18 protein-coding genes are annotated in these 17,394 nt (G+C 62.6%); 7 read left to right on the top strand and 11 right to left on the bottom strand.

Annotated features, from left to right (window positions below; all coding sequences use genetic code 11):
- Positions 1 to 55: 55 nt before the first annotated feature.
- From EOA16_RS16640 to EOA16_RS16605, 8 genes are all read right to left on the bottom strand, one after another.
- A complete protein-coding gene (locus tag EOA16_RS16640; RefSeq protein WP_127259241.1) occupies positions 56 to 718 on the bottom strand; it encodes a glutathione S-transferase family protein in 663 nt (220 codons plus the stop codon).
- Between the two features lie 40 nt (positions 719 to 758).
- Positions 759 to 1,631 carry an aldose 1-epimerase family protein gene (locus EOA16_RS16635; RefSeq protein ID WP_127259240.1) on the bottom strand — a complete coding sequence of 291 codons (873 nt, stop codon included), beginning with the start codon at positions 1,629 to 1,631 and terminating at the stop codon, positions 759 to 761.
- 170 nt (positions 1,632 to 1,801) lie between these two features.
- Positions 1,802 to 2,518 carry a Bax inhibitor-1/YccA family protein gene (locus tag EOA16_RS16630; protein ID WP_127259239.1) on the bottom strand — a complete coding sequence of 239 codons (717 nt, stop codon included), beginning with the start codon at positions 2,516 to 2,518 and terminating at the stop codon, positions 1,802 to 1,804.
- Between the two features lie 23 nt (positions 2,519 to 2,541).
- The gene (locus tag EOA16_RS16625; RefSeq protein ID WP_127259238.1) at positions 2,542 to 3,315 is read right to left on the bottom strand and encodes an anti-sigma factor; all 774 of its coding nucleotides are present in this window, start codon (positions 3,313 to 3,315) and stop codon (positions 2,542 to 2,544) included.
- The gene (locus EOA16_RS16620; protein WP_245455950.1) at positions 3,312 to 3,827 is read right to left on the bottom strand and encodes a sigma-70 family RNA polymerase sigma factor; all 516 of its coding nucleotides are present in this window, start codon (positions 3,825 to 3,827) and stop codon (positions 3,312 to 3,314) included. The genes EOA16_RS16625 and EOA16_RS16620 overlap by 4 nt, the downstream gene beginning before the upstream one ends.
- Positions 3,828 to 3,984: 157 nt before the next feature.
- A complete protein-coding gene (locus EOA16_RS16615; protein ID WP_127259236.1) occupies positions 3,985 to 4,518 on the bottom strand; it encodes a response regulator transcription factor in 534 nt (177 codons plus the stop codon).
- The gene (locus EOA16_RS16610; RefSeq protein WP_127259235.1) at positions 4,508 to 5,830 is read right to left on the bottom strand and encodes an ATP-binding protein; all 1,323 of its coding nucleotides are present in this window, start codon (positions 5,828 to 5,830) and stop codon (positions 4,508 to 4,510) included. The genes EOA16_RS16615 and EOA16_RS16610 overlap by 11 nt, the downstream gene beginning before the upstream one ends.
- Positions 5,827 to 7,140, bottom strand: coding sequence for an MFS transporter (locus EOA16_RS16605; protein WP_127259234.1), 1,314 nt, complete (start codon positions 7,138 to 7,140; stop codon positions 5,827 to 5,829). Before EOA16_RS16605 ends, EOA16_RS16610 begins: the two co-directional genes overlap by 4 nt.
- A gap of 166 nt (positions 7,141 to 7,306) precedes the next feature.
- Between EOA16_RS16605 and cyoA the strand changes: the two genes are divergently transcribed.
- The 7 genes from cyoA (at position 7,307) to mazG (ending at position 14,716) form a co-directional block, all read left to right on the top strand.
- Positions 7,307 to 8,476: a ubiquinol oxidase subunit II gene (cyoA, locus tag EOA16_RS16600; protein ID WP_127259233.1), complete on the top strand. Its 1,170-nt coding sequence runs from the start codon at positions 7,307 to 7,309 to the stop codon at positions 8,474 to 8,476.
- Between the two features lie 15 nt (positions 8,477 to 8,491).
- Positions 8,492 to 10,504 carry a cytochrome o ubiquinol oxidase subunit I gene (cyoB, locus tag EOA16_RS16595; RefSeq protein ID WP_127259232.1) on the top strand — a complete coding sequence of 671 codons (2,013 nt, stop codon included), beginning with the start codon at positions 8,492 to 8,494 and terminating at the stop codon, positions 10,502 to 10,504.
- A 5-nt stretch (positions 10,505 to 10,509) separates the two neighbouring features.
- Positions 10,510 to 11,136, top strand: coding sequence for a cytochrome o ubiquinol oxidase subunit III (gene cyoC, locus EOA16_RS16590; RefSeq protein ID WP_013531504.1), 627 nt, complete (start codon positions 10,510 to 10,512; stop codon positions 11,134 to 11,136).
- A complete protein-coding gene (gene cyoD, locus EOA16_RS16585; protein WP_127259231.1) occupies positions 11,133 to 11,513 on the top strand; it encodes a cytochrome o ubiquinol oxidase subunit IV in 381 nt (126 codons plus the stop codon). Before cyoC ends, cyoD begins: the two co-directional genes overlap by 4 nt.
- 95 nt (positions 11,514 to 11,608) lie before the next feature.
- The gene (locus EOA16_RS16580; RefSeq protein WP_127259230.1) at positions 11,609 to 12,310 is read left to right on the top strand and encodes an SURF1 family protein; all 702 of its coding nucleotides are present in this window, start codon (positions 11,609 to 11,611) and stop codon (positions 12,308 to 12,310) included.
- A 257-nt stretch (positions 12,311 to 12,567) separates the two neighbouring features.
- Positions 12,568 to 13,752, top strand: a complete 1,185-nt coding sequence (locus EOA16_RS16575; protein ID WP_127259229.1) for an amino acid aminotransferase — start codon at positions 12,568 to 12,570, stop codon at positions 13,750 to 13,752.
- A 139-nt stretch (positions 13,753 to 13,891) separates the two neighbouring features.
- Complete coding sequence (gene mazG, locus EOA16_RS16570) at positions 13,892 to 14,716, top strand: nucleoside triphosphate pyrophosphohydrolase (RefSeq protein ID WP_127259228.1); 825 nt, start codon at positions 13,892 to 13,894, stop codon at positions 14,714 to 14,716.
- Between the two features lie 6 nt (positions 14,717 to 14,722).
- Here mazG and hflX read toward each other — a convergent pair whose 3' ends face one another.
- From hflX to EOA16_RS16555, 3 genes are all read right to left on the bottom strand, one after another.
- Entirely contained in the window at positions 14,723 to 16,114 is a 1,392-nt protein-coding gene (gene hflX, locus EOA16_RS16565; protein WP_127259227.1) for a GTPase HflX, read from the bottom strand.
- On the bottom strand, positions 16,115 to 16,360 hold the full coding sequence (gene hfq, locus EOA16_RS16560) for an RNA chaperone Hfq (RefSeq protein ID WP_006202172.1): 246 nt from the start codon (positions 16,358 to 16,360) through the stop codon (positions 16,115 to 16,117).
- 145 nt (positions 16,361 to 16,505) lie between these two features.
- A complete protein-coding gene (locus EOA16_RS16555; protein WP_127259226.1) occupies positions 16,506 to 17,369 on the bottom strand; it encodes a D-amino-acid transaminase in 864 nt (287 codons plus the stop codon).
- Positions 17,370 to 17,394: the final 25 nt, after the last annotated feature.

Here is a 17,394-nt window from a genome sequence, read left to right as displayed (position 1 = left end):
CCGCACATCATTGCTTGGCAGACTCGGCCTGCTGCGCGGTTCTTCGCGCGCGTTCTCACCGCTGGTCCGCGACAGCCGTTTGCGGCACCGGCGGCAATTCGGGTGCATCCATCCCCTTGAAAGGGTTACGCCAAGCGTCGATGTCGTTAAGCCGACGGTACCAGCGGCTGACAGAGGAATAATCATCGAGCGGCAATCTGGCGGCATCGTTGAAGGGCAGGAAGGTCGCCATTCGAAAATCGGCATAGGAAATCGAACTCCCGACCAGCCACTGCCGCTCGGCAAGCACGGCGTCGAGTATTGCCGCGGCCGTATGGAATTGTTTTAGGCCCTCCTCCACCCGCTTCTGATCGATCGGTCCGATGCCATACCGCTGTTTGGTGCCACGTTCGAAATGCACCGTGTCGCAAGCGAGTGCGAAGTGCTCCTTGCCCCAGCTGAGCCACCGGATCATCTCGGGTTCGTCGTCGCCGGCGCGCCAGAAATCCGAATGCGCATTGCGCGAGAGCCTGCAGGCTATGGCGTCTGCCTCCCAGAGGCTCTTTCCCTCATCATCCACAAGAATGGGCAGTGAGAGATTGGGATTTAACGGGCGAAATTTCTCTATTTGCCCGGCAGCGAATGGCGAGGCGAATGCAAAGTCCACTTTCGTTTCGAGATAGCGTGCGACCGTGACCGCCAATCGAGGATTGGGATTGCGGCTGAAGTACAGCTTCATTGGGCACTCCCGGTGTGGCTGGATCTGCCGATCAGGAACGTCACAGCAGCCGTATCTGATAGCTCATCCCGCGCCTAGCGCCCGGCTCGATCAACATCACGCCAGGCTTGTCGATGAACTCACCATCGAAGTCCACCGGGCTTGCAATGCCGTGCCAGGGTTCGATGCACAAGAACGGCGCGCCGCCCGGCTTTGACCAGACGCCCAACTCCCGAACCCCTTGCCACGACATCTCCAGAGCCGGGCCACGCTCGGCGGCATAACGTACGCTGGTACTGGCGGGCTGGTCCATGATCACGGCGTCCTCGTCGAACAACCGCTCGGAGAGCGGGAGGATGTTGCCTTCGACGGGCGTCGGCTGTGGCGTTTTCAGCAGCAGTCCGTCCTTGAGGCGGCGGATCGGCGCCGGCTCATCGTCGGTGAAAATCAGCCGGTAGTCCGTCTTGGCCAGATCCGGCAGCAAGGGCCAATTGAATCCCGGGTGCGCCCCGATCGATGCCGGCAGCGGCTCATCGCCGGTGTTGGTGATGTCGAAAGTCACATCAAGCTGCTGGCGGACCAGCGTGTAGGTCACTTCAAGCCGAAAGGCGAACGGATAGCGCGCCCGGGTGTCGGCATCGTCGGTGAGCACCAGCGTGCAGGATCGCGGCCCCTTCTGCGCCCAGGCAAACGGCTTGTCGCGCGCAAACCCGTGCTGCGTCATTGGATAGGTCCGGCCGCGATGGCGCAGATGATCGCCCGCCAGCCGCCCTACGATCGGGAACAGCACCGGCGAGTGACGCCGCCATTCTGGCCCCGCCTGCCACAGGAATTCAAATCCGTGCGCGTCTCGCAGCGAAATCAGTTCGGCGCCCTGCGCGACGATGGTCGCCGAGATACCGTCGCCTTGAAGCGTTTGGCTGTCCTGTGCCACATTTCCTCGCGGGTCGTTGTTGAAGGCCGGCGCGGGGCAGACTAGCAAAAGCTCTTGGGGACTCAAGGTGCAGCCTTCTGCAGGAACGAATTGTGGCCGGAGGATCTCCCTCCGGCCACCTCTCCGCATCAAGAGCAATAACCCTCGCTCTTGCCCACAGCGGATAGTCGTTATTCGCGTTCGCCGGTGAAATTCAGCAGCAGCTGGAAGATGTTGATGAAGTTCAGATAGAGCGAGAAGGCGCCGAATACGGCAAGCTTCTGGCGCGATTCCGCGTCGAAATTCTCGGCGTACTGTTCCTTGATCGTCTGCGTATCCCAGGCGGTCAGGCCGATGAACACGGCAATGCCGATCACCGAGATGGCGAACTGCAGCGCGGTCGAGCCGAGGAAGATGTTGACGATGCTGGCGATCACCACGCCGATCAGGCCCATGATCAGGAACGACGAGAACTGCGTCAGGTCGCGCTTTGTCGTGTATCCGTAAAGGCTGGTGGCGCCGAACATGGTGGCGGCGATGAAGAAGGTGCGTGCGATGCTGGTTCCGGTGAAGACCAGGAACACGGAGGCGAGCGACAGGCCCATGACCGCGCAGAAGGCCCAGAACATCGCCTGGGCACTCGCCGCGGACATGGTCTGCATCTTGAACGAGAACAGCATGACGAAAGCGAGCGGCGCCAGCATCACCACCCATTTCAGCGGGCTGGAGAAAATCGGCACGTAGAGCGCCGGCGTCGATGAGATCATGAAGGCGACGAGGCCGGTGACCACCAGGCCAATACCCATATAGTTGTATACGCGCAGCATGTGCTGACGCAGGCCCTCATCGAAGATGGCTCCGGTTTGGGCGCCGGCGCCGACGCGATATCCCAGATTGGGGGTGTTCATTTGAGTTCTCCTTTGTGGATCGATCAGTAAAGCGTCTTGGCGAGCGTCTCGGCGGCGCGGTCGAGGTCACGGACCTCGCTTCGTCCGACCACCGCATAGGCGACCTCGCCGATCTGGAAATAGGCCGAGGAAATATCACCCGAGGGCGCGATCGTCGGCTTGACGACGTCGAAGGTTCCAGGCCGGATCGCAAACAGCGACACCAGCCCCATGTCTTTCGTCTCGACCGCCATCTCGACGCTCGGCCCAAAGCGCGACGGATAGATCTGCACGTCGCGAACCTTCCAGTCCGCCGGCAGCGATGGCATGACGATGGCGGTCGCGGCGCGTATCTCGCCGGCGTTGTAATTGGGCGCTTCGGGCTGCGACGGCATGCTCTCGCGCACCAGCGTCGTCCGGTGGGCCCGCACCGCCTCGTCGACATAGGCGGGCGGCTGCGGCGAGGCGACGACCTTGGTCACCGACATCGGCCCGATGATGCCGTTCGCCAGCCAGCCGGCGGCGACGAACGCAGCAACCACCGCGGCGCGCTGCAGCACACCGAAGATGCGGCCGCGGGCAAGCCCCCTCTCCAGCCGCCGCGCGGCATCGGCGGTCGCGGGCCGTGCCATGCCCTTGGAGCCGGCAAGCGCCACGCGCAGTTCATCGCGGGTCCTGAGATCCGACATCACGCGCGCTGCCGCCTCCGGGCGAGCGGACAAGAATGCCTCGACCTCGATGCGGCGGGCGACGTCGATTTGGTCGTCGACATAGGCGTCGAGGTCGATATCCGTCACGGGATCGACAGTTGCGGTCATGACGGGCCTCCAACGATCCTGAGGTGGTTTTTTGCCTTCGCGGGCTCCTCCATCTCGCGCAGGGCGGCGCGCGCCCTGCCGATGCGTGACATCAGCGTGCCCAGCGGCACGCCGCTGGCTTCAGCGGCTTGGCTGTAGGAGAGGCCTTCGATGGCGACGAGGTGCAGCGCTGAACGCTGTTCTTCCGGCAGGCTGAAAAAGGCCTCGCGCACTTGCGCAAGGCGCACCGAATGCTCCTGCGGCGCCGGCGTGCTGCCCTCGGCCAGGTATCCCGCCTGTTCGACGCGCGCCGCTTCGGACCTGCGGGACCGCATTTTGTCTATGAAGGTGTTGTGGACGATCGACAGCAGCCAGGCACGCAGGTTTCCGCCGGAGCGGAACGTGCTGCGCCGCTCATAGGCGCGCACCAGCGCGTCATGGACAAGATCCTCGGCGTCGGTGCTGTCGCGCGTCAGCGAGCGCGCATAGCGGCGTAGCGAACCGAGCTGTCCTATGATGTCAAAGCGTGGCATCGACGGTTTCATGTCCTGTTTACGGAGCATGTGGGGATTTTAATCCCTGCCCTGCCAATTTTTTCCCTTTGAGGACATCGTTCGAATGCAACGATTGTTGCCGGCATCGATTCCATCATTGGTATCGCCACGATGCGCGATGCCCAGTAGATCGTGCCTACTTCACACGCCTCTTCTCAAGCTTTCGCGCCAGAGTCCGGCGGTGCATGCCCAGCCGTCGTGCCGTCTCGGAAATATTGAAGTCGGCCTCCACCAGCGTCTCGTGGATGCGCTCCCATTCGAGGTTCTTTATCGAGGTTGGCCGCTCGGCCAGCGGCACCGAAGCATTGCCCTCGACCTGGCCGAAAGCCGCTTCAATGTCGTCTGTATTGGCAGGCTTGGCGAGATACTGGCAGGCGCCGAGCTTGATCGCCTCGACAGCGGTGGCGATGCTTGCAAAGCCGGTCAACACGACGATCCGCATTTCAGGATCGTGTTCGTGCAGCGCCCTGACGCATTCCAGGCCCGAGCCGCTGGCGAGCTTGAGATCGACGACGGCATATTGGAAGGCAACGGTGCCGATCAGCGCATGCACGCCGTCGACGCTCCGGCAGCTATGCGTTTCGTAATCACGCCGTTCGAAAGACCGGCGCAGTGCGTTGGCAAAGGCGATGTCGTCCTCGATGATCAACAGCGTGCGTTTAGTCGGCATTGTGCCCTCGCGGAGACAGAGCAGCCAGCGGCAGATTCAACGTGACCGAAGCTCCCCCCTCGGTTCTGTTTCTTACGGTGACGCTACCCCCCAGCTTGCGGATGACATTGACGACCAGAAACAGGCCGAGACCGCTTCCTGGCCGGTTTTTGGTCGACGTGTAGGGCTTGCCGAATTCAGCAAGCATGGCTTCTTCAAATCCCGGTCCCGCGTCGACAACTTCGACGATGAGATTGTCCGCGTGGCGGCTGACGATCAACCCGACCCATAGAGGCGACGCTTCAAGTGCGTTGTCCAGTACATTGAACATCACCTGTTTGAGCGCGGGGTCGGAGACGATCTCCTGGTTGGCGCCGAAACGCCTGGTGTATTCGAAACCTTGCGGCAGCCTTGTCGATTTCCATTCGGCCACCAGCTCCGCCAAGAAGGCGTCGACGGAGGTGCGAACAGTGCCTTCGCCGCGCAATTCGCCCGACGACATCAGGATTCCCGAAACGATCTTCTTGCAACGGTCCAACTGGCCCTGCATCTCCCGGATTTCCTGCGCCAGATCCGGATCGGCCTCAAGGGCCGGCATGCGCTGCCAGTCGTTGAGGATGACGGAAAGCGTGGCTAGCGGCGTGCCGAGTTCATGCGCGGCGCCAGAGGCGAGCAGGCCCATCCTGACGATGTGAGCCTCCTCCGCCGATTGCTGGCGCAAATCCGCAAGATGGGCGTCGCGGGTGCGAATGTTGTTCTGGACCCTGGTGATGAACAGCACCAGAAGCGTTGCCGCCAGGACGAAACAGATGAACATGCCCTGGATGTGCAGGCTGAACAGCCCGGCACCGTGTGCGGCGGGCAGGCTGATCTCACGGTAGAAGGTGGTCAGCGCGATGAAGCACGTACTTGCAATGAAGACAAGCGCCCAGACCGACCATGTCTCCAGCAGTACCGCGCCCAGGATGACCTGGAGCAGGTAAAGCGAAATGAAGGGATTGGACGCGCCGCCGCTCAGGTAAAGCTGGACCGTCAACGCGGTGACGTCGAGCAGCAGTCCAAGAAACAGCTCGGTGTTGGTGATCGCGTCCTGGCTGCTGTGCCGGCGCAGGCTGGCGACGTTGAGAGCGATCAGCAGCAGGATCACCACCGCCATCGGCACCAGCGGCAGCCCGATGCCAAGCGCGTAGCGGACGAACAGGATCGTCACGATCTGACCACCGACCGCGATCCAGCGCAGTTGAATCAGAAGCAGGAAATTCTGTTTGTTGGTCTTGTCGTGCAGAGTCATCGGGCCGGGAGGTCCCCAGCCCTGGCCAAGCAGGTCGCTCAAGCGGGCGTCCGATCCAGGCGCTGGTTGAGCCTCAGCGCCAGCAGCGTGCATAGCGCTCCCGACAACAGATAGGCGCCTGACGAGATCAGGCCGAAATGGGCGGACAGGAACAGGGCGACAATGGGGGCGAAGCCGGCGCCGAACAGCCAGGCGAGGTCCGATGTCAGCGCCGCGCCGGTATAGCGGTAGGTCTTTGAAAAATTCGAGGCGAGTGCTCCTGAAGACTGGCCGAACGACAGGCCGAGCAGGACGAAGCCCAAGACCATGAAGACGGACTCTCCGGCGAAGCCGCCATCGAGCAGCTGTGGCGCGAAACCGCTGAACACGGCGATGGCCACCGCCGAGCCTCCGAGCAAGGGCCAGCGTCCGACCCGGTCGGCGACGAAGCCCGAGATCGCGATTGCCGCCAGGCCGAAGAAAGCTCCGATCGTCTCGATGACCAGGAACCGTGCTGGTCCCTCGCGCGTGAACAGGAAGATCCAGGACAGAGGAAACACCGTCACCATGTGGAACAGGGCGAAGCTCGCCAGCGGCGCGAAGGCGCCGAGCACGACAGTGCGCCCTTCGGCGCGCAACGTCTCGCGGACGGAAGTCGGCTCCAGTTCCTGGCCTTCGAACAGTTTGGTGTATTCCGGCGTCACCACTATGCGCAGCCGCGCAAACAGGGCGACAACGTTGATGGCGAAGGCGACGAAGAACGGGTAGCGCCAGCCCCAGCTGAAGAAGTCTTCGGCCGACAGGTTGCCGACGAAATATGCAAACAGGGCGCTGGCAACGATGAGCCCGAGTGGCGCGCCCAGCTGCGGGATCATCGCATACCAACCGCGACGCTTTTCGGGGGCATTCAACGCCAGCAGCGAGGCAAGTCCGTCCCATGTCCCGCCCAGCGCCAGTCCCTGACCGATCCGGAACATGGCCAGCAGCCAGGCCGAAGCCGCGCCGATCTGGTCGTAACCGGGCACGAAGGCGATCGACACGGTCGAGGTCCCCAGCAGGAACAGCGCGATGGTGAGTTTGGCGCTGCGTCCGTAGGCGCGGTCGAGCGCGGTGAAGATCGCCGTCCCGATCGGCCGCGCGATGAAGGCAAGCGCGAAGATGGCGAAGGAGTAGAGCGTGCCGGTCAACGGATCGGCATAAGGAAATACGAGCTTGGGAAAAACGATGACGGAAGCGATCGCGTAGACGAAGAAGTCGAAGAATTCCGACGTCCTGCCGATGATGACGCCAACGGCAATTTCGCCGGGCTTCACCTGATGATGGCGCGCGGCGATCCGTCTTGCGTCGGCTTCGATCTTCGAAGTTGGGCTCACAGCATTCTCCGTCGCCCCGCCGCGGTCTCATACGATCGCTTGCCATGTGCGCGGGCCAGATGCTTTGATGACGCCTGCCGCGTCATTGCGGCATTGGACAAATTGTCCAATGCCTTCATTGCCGCGGTACGGCTAGCACTGGGGGGAACAACCGACAGGTCATACATTGAGCCGTCTCCGTACCCTTTTCCTGCTGCCTCTGCTGGCATCGCTCGGCTCCTGCAGCATGGTCGTCATGAACCCTGCCGGCGACGTCGCCGCGCAACAGCGCGACCTGCTGGTGGTGTCCACGGCACTGATGCTGATCGTCATCATACCGGTGATGGCTCTCACCATATTCTTTGCCTGGCGATACCGCCAGTCCAACCGCGAGGCGCGCTACGAGCCGGATTGGGACCACTCGACACATCTCGAGCTCGTCATTTGGGCTGTGCCGCTTTTGATCATCATCTGCCTGGGCGCAGTGACCTGGATGGGCACCCATCTGCTCGACCCATATCGTCCGATCGGACGTGTAGCGGCCGGCAAGCCGCTGCCGCCGGACGTGCGCCCGCTTGAGGTCGAAGTCGTCGCGCTCGACTGGAAATGGCTGTTCATCTATCCCGAGTACGGCGTCGCCGTGGTCAACGAACTGGCTGCGCCGGTCGACCGGCCGATCAGCTTTCGCATCACCTCCGCATCGGTGATGAACTCCTTCTACATTCCAGCACTGGCCGGCCAGATCTATGCGATGCCAGGTATGGAAACCAGGCTGCACGCCGTCATAAACAAGTCCGGCGACTATGAAGGGTTCTCCGCCAATTACAGCGGCGCCGGCTTCTCCGGGATGCGCTTCGCATTCCACGGCCTCGACGATGCCGGTTTCCAGGCATGGATCGCGAAGGCAAAGGACGGCGGCGGCAAGCTCGACCGAAACGGCTATCTGGAGCTCGAACAGCCCAGTGAGAAGCAACCCGTGCGCCACTATGCGGCGGTGGATACCGATCTCTACAAGGCGATCCTCAACATGTGCGTCGAGCTCGGCAAGATGTGCATGAGCGAGATGTCGCAGATCGATGCCAAGGGCGGTCTGGGAATGGCTGGTATCCGCAACACCCTTCCGCTGCTGTACGACAAGTTCGCCCGGCGCGGCACGATATTCGGCCCTGCCCCGTCCTATGTCGCCAGCATATGCACGACCGAAGAAGCACTCGCGGCTTCGAAGGCTGATCAATCCGCCACGCCGATGACCTCGACGCCGATAGTCGGCGCTGGTCTGCAACGGCCACTGCCCCTGTCGATCCGACTGCCGTCACCTTCCGCAACCGGCACGCTTCGGTCGCCCTTCAACTCCTGAGGCGCCACGCAAGACATGTTCGACAATCCTGCTCTTCTCAAGGCGATCTTCGGCCGGCTTACGCTCGAGTCGCTGCCGCTGCACGAACCCATCGTGGTCGCGACCTTCATAGTCGTCGCGCTGGGCGGCATCGCCCTCGTCGGCGCGCTGACCTACTTCAAGCTCTGGGGCTATCTGTGGCGCGAATGGTTCACCAGCGTCGACCACAAGCGCATCGGTGTGATGTACATGGTGCTCGGCATCGTCATGCTGCTGCGCGGCTTCAGCGACGCCATCATGATGCGGCTCCAGCAGGCGATGGCCTTCGGCGGTTCGGAAGGCTATCTCAATTCGCATCACTACGACCAGATCTTCACCGCGCACGGCGTGATCATGATCTTCTTCGTGGCGATGCCGCTGGTGACGGGCCTGATGAATTTCGTCGTCCCGCTGCAGATCGGCGCGCGCGACGTGTCGTTTCCGTTCCTCAACAATTTCAGCTTCTGGATGACGGTCGGCGGCGCGGTCATCGTCATGATGTCGCTGTTCGTCGGCGAATTCGCCCGCACCGGCTGGCTTGCCTATCCGCCGCTGTCGGGTATCGGCTACAGTCCCGACGTCGGTGTCGATTATTATATCTGGGCACTGCAAGTGGCGGGCGTCGGCACGCTGCTGTCGGGCGTGAACCTGGTCTGCACCATCGTCAAGATGCGCGCGCCAGGCATGACCATGATGAGAATGCCGATCTTCACCTGGACCGCGCTCTGCACCAATGTGCTCATCGTCGCCGCCTTCCCGGTGCTGACGGCGGTGCTGGCTTTGCTGGCTCTCGACCGCTATATCGGCACCAACTTCTTCACGAACGACTTCGGCGGCAATCCGATGATGTACGTGAACCTGATCTGGATCTGGGGCCACCCCGAGGTCTACATCCTGATCCTGCCGGCCTTCGGCATATTCTCCGAAGTGACCTCGGCCTTCTGCGGCAAGCGGCTCTTCGGCTACACATCGATGGTCTACGCAACCATCGTCATCACCATCCTGTCCTATCTGGTCTGGCTGCATCACTTCTTCACCATGGGGTCGGGAGCGAGCGTCAACTCGTTCTTCGGCATCACGACGATGATCATTTCGATCCCGACAGGCGCCAAGATATTCAACTGGCTGTTCACCATGTACCGGGGCCGCATTCGCTTCGAACTGCCTATGATGTGGACAGTCGCCTTCATGCTGACCTTCGTGGTCGGCGGCATGACCGGCGTGCTGCTCGCGGTTCCGCCGGCCGACTTCGTGCTCCACAACAGCCTGTTCCTGGTCGCGCATTTCCACAACGTCATCATCGGCGGCGTGCTGTTCGGCCTGTTTGCCGGCATCAGCTACTGGTTTCCCAAGGCATTCGGCTTCCGGCTCGATCCGTTCTGGGGAAAGATGTCGTTCTGGTTCTGGGTGGTCGGCTTCTGGTTCGCCTTCATGCCGCTCTACATGCTTGGCCTGATGGGCGTAACGCGCCGGCTGCGCACCTTTGAGGATCCCTTGCTGCAGATCTGGTTCATCATCGCCGCCTTCGGGGCCTTCCTGATCCTGCTTGGCATCGTGTCCTTCCTCATCCAGATCTTCGTCAGCGTGCGGCGGCGCGAGCAACTTCGCGACGATACCGGCGATCCGTGGGACGGGCGTACCCTCGAATGGGCAACCTCGTCGCCGCCCCCGGTCTACAATTTCGCCTTCACCCCGGTCGTCCATGATCTCGACGCCTGGGCGGACATGAAGAAGCGCGGCTACCAGCGTCCTCTGACGGGCTTCCGCGACATTCACATGCCGCGCAACACCGGAGCCGGCGTTATCCTGGCGGGATTGAGCGTGGTGCTCGCGGTGGCACTCATCTGGTACATCTGGTGGCTGGCGATCGTCAGCTTCGTCGCCCTGATCGGCTACGCGATCGCGCACACCTTCAACTATAGCCGGGATTTCCACATTCCTTCCAGTGACGTGGCGCGCGTCGAGGATGAGCGGACGCGTCTGCTCGCGGCCGAGGGCCAGGCGGGGTGAACAACATGGCACACGCCGATACGGTGATCGACGACACGATCTTCCACCTGGAAGACGACCACGGCCATGCCGAGAGCGGCAGCAGCACCATGCTCGGCTTCTGGATCTATCTGATGAGCGACTGCCTCATCTTCGCGATGCTGTTCGCGGTCTACGGCGTGCTGGGTGGCAACTACGCGGCCGGCCCCGCGCCGAAGGACCTGTTCGATCTTCCGCTGGTCGCGCTCAACACCACCATGCTGCTTCTGTCCTCCATCACCTACGGCTTCGCGATGCTGGAGATGGCGAAAGGACGAGTGAGGCCCATGCAGGTGTGGTTGGTGATCACTGGCCTGTTCGGCCTCGCCTTTCTCGGCATCGAACTCTACGAATTCGCCCATTTCATCCACGAGGGGGCGACGCCGCAGCGCAGCGGCTTCCTGTCGTCATTCTTCACGTTGGTCGGAACGCACGGCCTGCACGTCACCTTCGGCCTGGTCTGGCTGGTGGTGTTGATGGTGCAGGTCTCCAGGCATGGGCTGATCGCCGCGAACCAGCGGCGCCTGATGTGCCTGAGCATGTTCTGGCACTTCCTCGACGTCATCTGGATCGGCGTCTTCACCTTCGTCTATCTGATGGGAATGTTGCGATGAGCGCCGGGCACCAAATAGACACCAGCGACCACAGCCACGCGCATCACGGCGTCGATCACGGCTCGCTGCGCGGCTATCTGTCAGGCTTCGGCCTGTCCGTCGTGCTGACCGCCATTCCCTTCTGGCTGGTCATGACCAACGCGCTCGGCAATCAGATGGCGTCGGCGATTGCCATCATGGCCTTCGCCGTCGTGCAAATCATCGTCCACATGGTGTTCTTTCTGCATATGAACACCAGGTCGGAGAGCGGCTGGACCATGATGGCCCTGATCTTCACCCTCATCCTGGTGGTGATCGCGCTGACGGGCTCACTCTGGGTCATGTACCATCTGAACGTCAATATGATGCCCGGCCATGAGATGAGTCAGATACCCTGAGACGGGATTCGGCTTTGGACGAGCGGGCGCGGACGCCGCCGCGTGCGGATACAGGCAGCGTCCGACGAGAGCCGCGTTCGAGATGGACGCTATTGATGCTTTGCCTTTGCGGAGCCATCGGCATCGCAGGGTTCTCGGCGCTCGGTATCTGGCAGCTGGAGCGCCGCGTCTGGAAACTCGACCTGATCGAGCGTGTCGACCAGCGTCTCAAGGCAGTACCTGTGGCCGCCCCGGCGCCTTCGGCCTGGCCAGCGATCAACGCCAGGGATGACGAGTATCGCCAGCTTGCCGTCACGGGCCGGTTTCTCGGTGGTCGCGAGACCCTGGTCCAGGCGGTCACCGATCTCGGCGGTGGCTTCTGGGTAATGGCGCCGTTCCGAGCGGATGATGGCTTCACGATTCTGGTGAACAGGGGCTTCGTGCCGACGGACAAGCGCGATCCGGCAACCCGCTTCGCAGGCAAGCCCTCGGGCGATCACACCGGAATTCACGGCCTGTTGCGCATCAGCGAACCGGAAGGCGGCTTCCTGCGTACCAACGATCCGGCCGCCAACCGCTGGTATTCGCGCGATGTGCAGGCGATCGCCACGACGCAAGGCCTCGGGCAGGTCGCTCCTTATTTCATCGATGCCGATGCCACGCCCAATCCGGGAGGGTGGCCGGTTGGTGGCCTGACGGTCATTTCGTTCCACAACAGCCATCTGGTCTATGCCCTGACATGGTTCGGGCTGGCCTTGATGGTGCTGGGCGCGGTCGCCTATCTGTTGCGGCAGGCTGGGAAACACGGCGGAGGCTGACCGCACGCCGTGGCAAAGCCGAAATTGCGCACGGAAGCGCTCATGCCGGCGCGGACGATGGCGTGATCTCGCTGTTGGTGCCGGCTTGTCATTTTCCCATGTGCATCAATGGGTTCCGCATCGAACCCCGTGCATATCACAGGAGCGTGCAGGGCAGGCTTCCCGGCACCCCCGTCTCGGGCTGGAGCACCTAGCTAAAACCGCTGGCGAAACGCGACCGATTTGCGTATCACTCCGCCGCCATTGGAGCTCTATCGATGTTTGAGACCCTGCAGCCCGCCCCCGCCGACAAGATTCTGGCCCTGATCGGCCTTTATCGTGCCGATCCGCGTCCAGACAAGGTCGACCTCGGTGTCGGAGTCTACAAGGATCGCGACGGCAAGACGCCGGTCATGCGCGCCGTGCGCGAAGCGGAAAAGCGCCTGCTGCAGGCCCAGGACACCAAGACCTATCTCGGCCTTGCCGGCGATACCGGCTTCAACACGGTGATGGCCAGGCTAGCCTTCGGTCCAGGCGCCGACATGACGCGCATCCGCGCCGCACAAGCACCCGGCGGCTCAGGCGCACTGCGGCTGGTGGCGGAACTGCTGAAGCGGACACGCTCGGATGCAACCATCTGGCTGTCGGACCCGACCTGGCCGAACCACATGCCGGTGATGCGCGCCGCCGGCCTGCAGATCCGTGAATATCCCTATTTCGACGCCGCGTCGGGCGCCGTTCGTTTCGACGACATGCTGGCGGCCCTGCGGACCGCAGAGAGCGGCGACGTCGTGCTGCTGCATGGCTGCTGCCACAACCCGACCGGCGCCAATCTGGATGCCGCCCAGTGGGCGGCCGTTGCCGATCTGTTCGTCGAGCGCGAGCTGCTGCCATTTGTCGACATCGCCTATCAGGGCTTTGGCGATGGCCTTGAGGCCGACGCTCTCGGCTTGCGCCTGCTGGCCGCAAAAGTTCCGGAGATGGTCGTCGCGTCGAGCTGCTCGAAGAATTTCGCCGTCTACCGCGACCGTGTCGGCGCGGCGATGATCCTGGCCAGGGACGGCGCACAGGCAGATGTGGCGATGAGCCAGATGCTCTCAGCGGCGCGCGCCATGTATTCGATGCCGCCGGACCACGGTGCGGCAGCCGTGCGCATCGTGCTCGAAGACGCCGCCTTGCGCGCCGACTGGGAAGCCGAGCTCGAAGAGATGCGCCTGCGCATGCTCAGGCTTCGGGTCCAGTTCGCCGAGGCGCTGCGCCGGCAGTCCAATTCCGACCGTTTCGATTTCGTCGCCAGCCATCGCGGCATGTTCTCCCGCCTTGGCCTCACGGAAGCGCAGGTCGAGCGGCTGCGAGCCGAGCACGGCATCTATATGGTCGGCGACAGCCGTATCAACGTCGCCGGCCTGCCCGAGGACGGCATGGACGAACTCGCCAAGGCGATCGTGTCTGTCCTCGACTGACGGGCTCACCTGTGGACAAGGCGCCCTCGCCGGCTGACAACGTTGGCCGCGCGACCGGCGGCGCGATAGCATCCGATAGACTGTTTTGACGCAATTCCGGACAGAAAACCGTTTCACACTTTTCCTGGAATAGCTCTAGATGACGCCATCGAAAGACATTTCGCGCCTGATCGAGATCATGGCGGCGCTGCGGGCGCCGAAGACCGGCTGTCCCTGGGATATCGAACAGGATTTCTCGACCATCGCGCCCTATACGATCGAAGAGGCCTATGAGGTTGCGGATGCCATCGCGCGCGGCGACCTCGACGATCTGCGCGACGAACTCGGCGATCTGCTGCTGCAGGTCGTCTACCACGCGCAAATGGCCGAGGAGGCCGGCGAGTTTGCCTTCCCCGACGTGGTGCAAGCCATCACGACGAAGATGATCCGTCGCCACCCACATGTCTTCGGCGACGAAAAAGCCCGTAGCGCCGGCATGGCCAAGGGCATGTGGGAAAAGATCAAGGCCGAAGAGAAGGCGGAGAAGCGAAGCGCCCGTCTCGCCCGCGGTCTCGATCCCGAAGACAACGGCAAGGGGTTTCTGGACAGCGTTCCGGTCGCCCTGCCCGCGCTGACCCGGGCGCTGAAACTTCAGGAGAAGGCCGCTCGCGTCGGCTTCGACTGGAGCGAGGCAGCGCCCATTCTCGACAAGATCGAGGAAGAGATCGGCGAATTGCGCGAGGCACTGGCCAAGGGTGACACCGCCTCGATCAAGGACGAGTTCGGCGACATGCTGTTTGCCGTCGTCAATCTCGGCCGTCATCTCAAGCTCGATTCGGAAGCAGCGCTGAGCGGCACCAACGAAAAATTCCGCTCACGTTTCCATTATGTCGAGCAGACTTTGGAGAAAGCCGGCAACACGCTGGACAAGGCTGATCTGGCCGAGATGGAAGCACTATGGCAGGAAGCAAAGACCGCGAAGTAAGTTACATTAGCCGTTGTTTTTACGACGCAATCTGCTTTCGATCTCTTCGCGGGCGCTTTGCGTGGCCTTGAGCGAGATGGTGGCGCTGCCGTCATCATTGTCGCTTCGCGAAACGACATCGCCATTGCGGTAAAGCCAGTCGACAAGGCCGAACTGTGCCGGTTCTATCGTCACCGTCAGGTCTTCGAGTTCGCCCGCCATTCGCGTTTCGATGATGGCTTTCAGCGCATCGATACCCTCGCCGGTCACCGCCGACACCGCAATCGGCGGCGCCTTGCTGGCGTCGGCGCCGTCTGCAAGCAGCCGGGCCCGGTTGCCCTCGTCGAGCCGGTCGATCTTGTTCCACACTTCAATCACACGCTTGGCGTCACCGGCGTCAACGCCAAGATCGGCCAGGATGCGCTCGACATCTTCCGCTTGTGCCGCAGTGTCCGGATCGGAAATGTCGCGCAGATGAAGCACGAGATCGGCCTCGACCACCTCTTCCAGGGTGGCGCGGAAAGCGGCGATCAGATGCGTCGGCAGGTCCGAGATGAAACCGACCGTGTCCGAAAGGATGATCGGCGTGCCATGCGGCAGGCGCACGCGGCGCAGCGTCGGATCGAGCGTGGCGAACAGCATGTCCTGCGCCAGCACATCCGCGCCGGTCAGCCGGTTGAACAGCGTCGACTTGCCGGCGTTGGTATAGCCGACGATCGCCACCACCGGGAACGGCACCTTCCTGCGCTTGGCGCGGTGCAGGTCGCGCGTGCGCCGCACGGTTTCCAGCTCCTGCTTCAGCTTGATGATCTTTTCCTGCAGCTGCCGCCGGTCGGATTCGATCTGCGTTTCGCCGGGGCCGCCGAGGAAGCCGGCGCCGCCGCGCTGACGCTCAAGGTGGGTCCAGCTGCGCACGAGGCGGCCCTTCTGGTAGTTGAGATGGGCGAGCTCGACCTGCAGCGTGCCTTCCTTGGTACGCGCGCGCTCGCCGAAGATCTCGAGGATCAGCCCGGTGCGGTCCAGCACCTTGGCGTTCAGCTCCTTCTCGAGATTGCGCTGCTGCACCGGGGTCAGCGGATGGTCGACGACGACCACTTCCGCATGTCCCTCTTTGACGATTTCGGCGAACTCGGCGACCTTGCCGCTGCCGAGCAATGTCGCCGGGCGCGGATCGTTGACGGTCACCACCGCTGTGTGGACCAGGTCCAGGTTGATGGCGCGGGCAAGTCCAACGGCCTCGTCGTGACGAGCATCAGCCGAACGCATCAGCCGCGGGCGGTTGGTCTCGTCGTCGTTGCGCTGGTGGCGGGTAAGGACGGGCACAATGACAACGGCCCGGGTCGGGCCCTTGGCCTCGGTCCCGGGGTGATGCGCTGGTTTCCCGCGAACGGTGGCGTCCGCGTCTTTCTCACGTGCCAATCAGGCGCCCTGGCTTTCCTCACCATCGAACATCTGAACCGGCTGGCTCGGCATGATCGTGGAAATGGCGTGCTTGTAGACGAGCTGGGAGTGACCGTCGCGGCGCAGCAGGACACAGAAATTGTCGAACGAAGTGACCACGCCGGTCAGCTTCACGCCGTTGATGAGGAAGATGGTGAGCGGGTTCTTGCTCTTGCGAACTGAATTCAGGAACAGGTCCTGAAGGTTTTGCGATCGTTCCGCCATTGTTCTTGTCTTTCGCCGATCCCCTTCGGTTTGCAAGCCAATGCGCCAAATTAACGGGCGCATGTCAAGCTCGCAAACACCGTCTTGTCGTCAGTAACGACAAGCAGAACGAGATATATTGATGTTCATTCCACCTGTGCGGTTATCAGGCTGGACTTTTTTCCGCAATGTCAAAAAAGGCCTGCCGCAACGAAAGTGTTATTGAGCCGGGGTGCCCATTGGCGACCGTATCGCCGTCGATGGCCACCACCGGCATGGCGATCGTCGTTGCGGAGCTGATGAACGCCTCGCGTGCTGCCTTGGCCTCGGCGACGGAAAAGCCGCGCTCCTCGATCTTCAGGCCAAGCTTGGCCGCCACTTCGAACATGGTCGTGCGGGTGATGCCGCGCAAGATGCCGTGCTCGGCCGGCCTGGTGACCAGGACGCCGTCCCGGGTGACGATCCAGGCATTGGACGAGCCGCCTTCCTTGACGTTGCCTTCACCGTCGACGAACCAGGCTTCCTGCGCGCCGGCTTCCTTGGCCTTCTGCTTGGCCAATACATTGGGCAGCAGCCCCACGGTCTTGATGTCGACGCGGTCCCAGCGGTTCTCGGGCACGGTGATGACCGCGATGCCGGTCTCGGCTCGCCTTGCACCAGCGGCGGGATCGGCCTTTCTGGCGGTCACCACCAGGGCCGGCTTCGTGTCGGCGGAAGGGAAGGCGAAGTCGCGGCTGGCCACGCCGCGCGTCACCTGCACGTAGACCAGGCCATTGGCGACGTGGTTGCGATTGACCACCTCGCGCAGAATGAGCGGCAGCACGCGAGAGGTGACCGGCCAGGCGATCGACAATTCGCTCAGCGAGCGGTTCAGCCGGGCCAGGTGGCGCGGCATATCGACGATGAAACCACGCGCCACCTCGCAGACCTCATAGACGCCGTCGGCGAACTGATAGCCACGGTCCTCGATATGCACGGCAGCATCGGCGTGCGTGACATAGCGCCCGTTGACATAGGCAATGCGCGGCATGGGCAACCTCTTGGGAATTCTCGGG

The organism is Mesorhizobium sp. M7A.F.Ca.US.008.03.1.1 (assembly GCF_003997495.1).
Lineage (GTDB): Bacteria > Pseudomonadota > Alphaproteobacteria > Rhizobiales > Rhizobiaceae > Mesorhizobium.
The sequence above is the reverse complement of the archived record's forward strand: the minus strand, read 5'-3'. Positions and strand labels throughout refer to the sequence as shown.

Excerpts from the sequence above, each read along its gene's own strand:
- EOA16_RS16640 (WP_127259241.1), bottom strand. The coding sequence starts at position 718 with ATGAAGCTGTACTTCAGCCGCAATCCCAATCCTCGATTGGCGGTCACG.
- EOA16_RS16630 (WP_127259239.1), bottom strand. The coding sequence starts at position 2,518 with ATGAACACCCCCAATCTGGGATATCGCGTCGGCGCCGGCGCCCAAACC.
- EOA16_RS16625 (WP_127259238.1), bottom strand. The coding sequence starts at position 3,315 with ATGACCGCAACTGTCGATCCCGTGACGGATATCGACCTCGACGCCTAT.
- EOA16_RS16620 (WP_245455950.1), bottom strand. The coding sequence starts at position 3,827 with ATGCCACGCTTTGACATCATAGGACAGCTCGGTTCGCTACGCCGCTAT.
- EOA16_RS16615 (WP_127259236.1), bottom strand. The coding sequence starts at position 4,518 with ATGCCGACTAAACGCACGCTGTTGATCATCGAGGACGACATCGCCTTT.
- cyoB (WP_127259232.1), top strand. The coding sequence starts at position 8,492 with ATGTTCGACAATCCTGCTCTTCTCAAGGCGATCTTCGGCCGGCTTACG.
- cyoC (WP_013531504.1), top strand. The coding sequence starts at position 10,510 with ATGGCACACGCCGATACGGTGATCGACGACACGATCTTCCACCTGGAA.
- cyoD (WP_127259231.1), top strand. The coding sequence starts at position 11,133 with ATGAGCGCCGGGCACCAAATAGACACCAGCGACCACAGCCACGCGCAT.
- EOA16_RS16580 (WP_127259230.1), top strand. The coding sequence starts at position 11,609 with ATGCTTTGCCTTTGCGGAGCCATCGGCATCGCAGGGTTCTCGGCGCTC.
- EOA16_RS16575 (WP_127259229.1), top strand. The coding sequence starts at position 12,568 with ATGTTTGAGACCCTGCAGCCCGCCCCCGCCGACAAGATTCTGGCCCTG.
- mazG (WP_127259228.1), top strand. The coding sequence starts at position 13,892 with ATGACGCCATCGAAAGACATTTCGCGCCTGATCGAGATCATGGCGGCG.
- hfq (WP_006202172.1), bottom strand. The coding sequence starts at position 16,360 with ATGGCGGAACGATCGCAAAACCTTCAGGACCTGTTCCTGAATTCAGTT.
- EOA16_RS16555 (WP_127259226.1), bottom strand. The coding sequence starts at position 17,369 with ATGCCGCGCATTGCCTATGTCAACGGGCGCTATGTCACGCACGCCGAT.